The sequence below is a fragment of the Dyadobacter ginsengisoli DSM 21015 genome, from assembly GCF_059568735.1.
Genome location: NZ_JCANTY010000002.1, coordinates 1,015,666 through 1,020,144, shown reverse-complemented (window position 1 = coordinate 1,020,144; position 4,479 = coordinate 1,015,666). Strand labels below are relative to the sequence as shown.

The following is a 4,479-nucleotide window of genomic DNA, read 5'->3' as shown; positions in this document are numbered from 1 at the left end:
AGTGTCCCAGGACAAGGGGTGTGGAGCTACAACAGCACCACCGGTGATCTGACTTTCAACCCGGATGCAGGCTTTACCGGCGACCCGACCCCGATATCTTACACATTGACTGAAACAGCCACTGGCTTGACCGACACTGCAAATGTGACGGTGGATTATGACCAGGCACCTCCGGTTGCAGCAGACGATTCAGACGCTGGCAACACGCCTGGCAGCGATGCAGTGGTGAACCTTTTAGCGAACGATGATCTTTCCGACGGCAGCCCGGCTACACCGGCCAATACCTCGGTAGCCCTGATCGCCCCGGCAGGCGGCACTTTGAACCCGGACGGGACCGTAACAGTCCCCGGCCAAGGAGTATGGAGTTATAACCCAGCGACCGGCGATCTGACTTTCAACCCGGATGCGGGCTTTACCGGCGACCCGACACCGATCTCCTACACACTGACTGAGACGGCGACTGGCCTGACCGACACTGCAAATGTGACGGTGGATTATGATCAGGCACCTCCGGTTGCAGCAGACGATTCAGACGCTGGCAACACGCCTGGTGGAGACGCAGTCGTGAACCTTTTGGCTAACGATGATCTTTCCGATGGTAGCCCGGCTACCCCAGCCAATACCTCGGTAGCATTGATTGCCCCGGCGGGTGGCACTTTGAACCCGGATGGCACCGTAACTGTCCCAGGTCAAGGGGTATGGACTTATAACCCGGCGACCGGCGATCTGACTTTCAACCCGGATGCAGGCTTTACCGGCGACCCGACCCCGATTTCCTACACATTGACTGAAACGTCGACTGGCTTGACTGACAATGCAAATGTGACCGTGGATTATGACCAGGTAATACTGGCCGACTATGGTGATTTGCCTTACAGTGGTGCTACGGTCAATTACCCGAAAGTAAAAGCAAGCTTCACCGATGCGGACAACAACCATGTCCCCGATGATGCGGGCGCGGTATGGCTTGGAACCGTGATCGACGCGGAAACTGATGGCTTTACCAACCCGGCCAATCCTGCCGATGTGGCTAAAGGAGATGATTTGAGCGGCGTCGCCGATGAGGATGGCTTAACGGTGAATGGGATCATGGCTCCCGGTACGGTAACCTGGACGATTACAGCGAATTCCAATCAGCCGGCTACCGTACATTACGGCATGTGGGTGGATTGGGGTACCCCGACAACAGCGCCTGACGGGACATTCGATGACTTTTATTCGGGTACGATCACCACTGCATCACCGGCTAGCCAGACAGTATCGGTAACAGTACCTGTGAGCTTCCAGAATGGATCGGTAGTGAATGTGAGGCTAGTAGCGAGCCCGACAGCGCCCGATCAGGCGACAGGTTTCAGTTCCGACGTGGCCAACGGGGAAATAGAGGATTACCAGTTTACCTATCAGCAGGCGTTACCAGTGCACCTGGTGAGCTTTGAGGCGAAGGCTTCGGAAGCCGACGTGGAGCTCGGCTGGAAGGCTACCGACCAGGAAAATTTCGACCGCTATGAGGTAGAAAGGTCGCTGGATGGCAAGCATTTTGGCAAAATCGGTGAGGTAGCCTCCAACAACCAGGCAGCGGGTACCTATGCGTACAGCGACCGTGCGGCTGCCGGCTATGGCTCACAGTTGTACTACCGGCTCAAAATGGTCGACACCGATGGCAGCTTCTCGTATAGCATAATGCGTTCAGTACGTTTCGGGGACCTTTCAGCGGGCAGTATTTATCCGAATCCGGTGACCGACAAGCTGTATATCCGAGTGAGCGACTGGAAACTGGTCAAATCGGTTACGATCTACAACCTGGCAGGTTTGCAGGTTTACAGCTCGGGACCGGTGGCATCGGGTATGGTAGATGTGAGAGGTTTGGACAATGGCATTCACATGTTGCGGATCCGCTACGCTGACGGGACTATCCGGATACAGAAATTCATCCGTATTAAGTAAAGTTTCTCATAACGCTGGCAAGGGGCTGTCTGGGTTTTTCGGGCAGCCCCTTTTGCCGTTTAGATGGAAGGGCGCCTGGACTTTCGAGTGCGCCGGCATACTATACCTTTTGTGTTATTAGTTAGCCTCCGGTGACGACACTTTCCGATTGGACAGATAGTATCGATGTTATTCTATATTATGAAGTGTATTGTTGCAAATATAAGCTACATTAAATACAACTAGTTGTATAATATATCTTTTGAAATTAAGATATAACGCGAAAAATTTTAAGCGTCAGTTCCGTTACCAATGCGCTTATTTTGTAGTGTGCTTCGGTTGCAGAGATTAACTGTCCCTGCACAGTTTTACTGATCGCTTAATTTTTCAATACCAATAATGAAAACTTGATGAATGTGATTTTCGAGGATTGACTGCCTTCACTGCCGGTTAAGTGCAATAGAAAATAGTGGGTTGATTTACCAGCCTATTTCACTTAACAGGAAATTTTGGATTACCCTTGACGATCCAGGTCGTACCGATCAATGAAAGTTCGGCGGGTTAGCGTATGAATTTTGGCATTGGCTGCTGATCGCGACGGCAGAGGTAATGCCTTCAACAAGGGAACCTCAGGCCCTGAGCTCACTCTTAGGTTCGAAGATTTCAACAGCAATACAATCAGCAATTTTGTGGCACACAGGTAGAGCACGTTACTGCTCTCCGGCTGAGAGCCGTGCAGAATCGTTTTTGAGTTGGAATACCTTCATTTTAAATATGATTGACCTTGTTGCTAGGTCCTATGTTGCGTGAGCAGACTAAGCTTGCGTAGAGGGTACGAATACGGTGTTTTTTCAAAATACTTTCCGAAGCTACACCAACACGGAGGCCCTGGCACCGGGGCATTTTACAAATGACACGATTTCTAAGTCGAACTTAAATACTAGCAAAAATGAAACTTAACACTTTTATATCCATTCTTAGTTTGGTTTGGGCAATAATGAAAACGTCGGGCTCTTTCGCACAGTGTGCTCCTGCGTTGCAGCTAGAAAAAATAACGCCAACCACTAATTTTTACGATTTTAACGGGGCAGCAGCGGATGGGAATGTGGCGATAACCAGCATCACTCCTTCGACTGGAAGCAATGGGGGGTTGGGTTGGACGGGCTCAGGAGCGGGTTCAATTCTTGCCACGTCCGCTTCTGGTGCCTTTGTTGCTGAGGTGGCAACTCAAACAATGAGCCGTCCGATAGCAAACGCTAATCTGGATGGTAACGGGGCTGTGGTAACCATCCAGATAAGGCCCGGCGACGGGATCAATGGTGTAGGTACCACGGCGGGTTCAGAAGCTTCCGATTTTAGGATCATCTATGGCGGGGTTACCTATGCCACTTTTCGGACGGCATTAGGGCCTACTACCAATGCCACTATTACGACGGCTGCCGGGGCTACTTCTTCTGCGGCGACCATTCCAGCTAATGGTGCATTTATATTCGTCACCTTTACACTACCGTCAACTATTCCTAACACCGGTACTTTTAGCCTGCAGTTCCAGTCAAACTCTCCCGCCAGTAACACCGCCGGGGACGACTATAGCGTAAGATCTGTGAGTTTTAAAAGTTGCCCCACCAGTATTTCCGGTAACGTATTTAAGGATATCGATGGCCCAACGGGAGGGGTTAATGGCGCGGCAATCGGAGGTCCGGGGTCTGCTACCGGGCAGCTGCATGCAATACTGGTGGGTCCAGCCGGGACCGTATTCGCCTCTGTGCCCGTCGCCGCAGATGGAAGCTATTCCTTTACCGATAACATTTACACCTCTGACAATTTTTCGGTACGCCTCAGCACGACTGCTGGCACGGTGGGGGCTGCTCCGCTTGCACCTGGGTTACCACCGACCTGGTTTGCAGTGTCGGAAACCGACAATTCGCCTAATCTGTTGCAGACGGTGACCGTAGCCGATGCCAACAACAATAATCTGATGGGTTTCAACTTCGGGATCAGCCAGCTTCCTCCTGTTGCAGCAGATGATTCAGACGCAGGCAACACGCCTGGCGCCGACGCAGTCGTGAACCTTTTGGCTAATGACGATCTTTCCGACGGCAGCCAGGCTACACCGGCCAATACCTCGGTAGCCCTGATCGCCCCGGCAGGCGGCACTTTGAACCCGGACGGGACTGTGATTGTTCCGGGGCAAGGGGGATGGACTTACAACCCAGCGACCGGCGATCTGACTTTTAACCCGGATGCAGGCTTTACCGGCGATCCGACCCCGATCTCTTACACATTGACTGAGACGGCGACCGGTTTGACCGACAATGCAAATGTTACCGTGGATTATAATGCTCCAACGCCTCCGGTTGCCACCGATGATTCAGACGCCGGCAACACACCCGGCGCCGACGCGGTCGTGAACCTTTTGAACAATGACGATCTTTCCGACGGCAGCCAAGCCACAACTGCGAATACCTCGATAACACTGATTGCCCCGGCAGGCGGCACTTTGAACCCGGACGGGACCGTGAGTGTCCCAGGACAAGGGGTGTGGAGCTACAACAG

2 protein-coding genes are annotated in these 4,479 nt (G+C 52.4%); both read left to right on the top strand.

Annotation, left to right across the window (positions count from 1 at the left end):
- Positions 1 to 1,944: Ig-like domain-containing protein (locus BP71_RS10350; protein ID WP_496378787.1), on the top strand; the 1,944-nt coding region annotated here is incomplete at its 5' end.
- A gap of 928 nt (positions 1,945 to 2,872) precedes the next feature.
- On the top strand, positions 2,873 to 4,479 hold a 1,607-nt coding region (locus BP71_RS10345; protein WP_496378785.1), incomplete at its 3' end, for a hypothetical protein.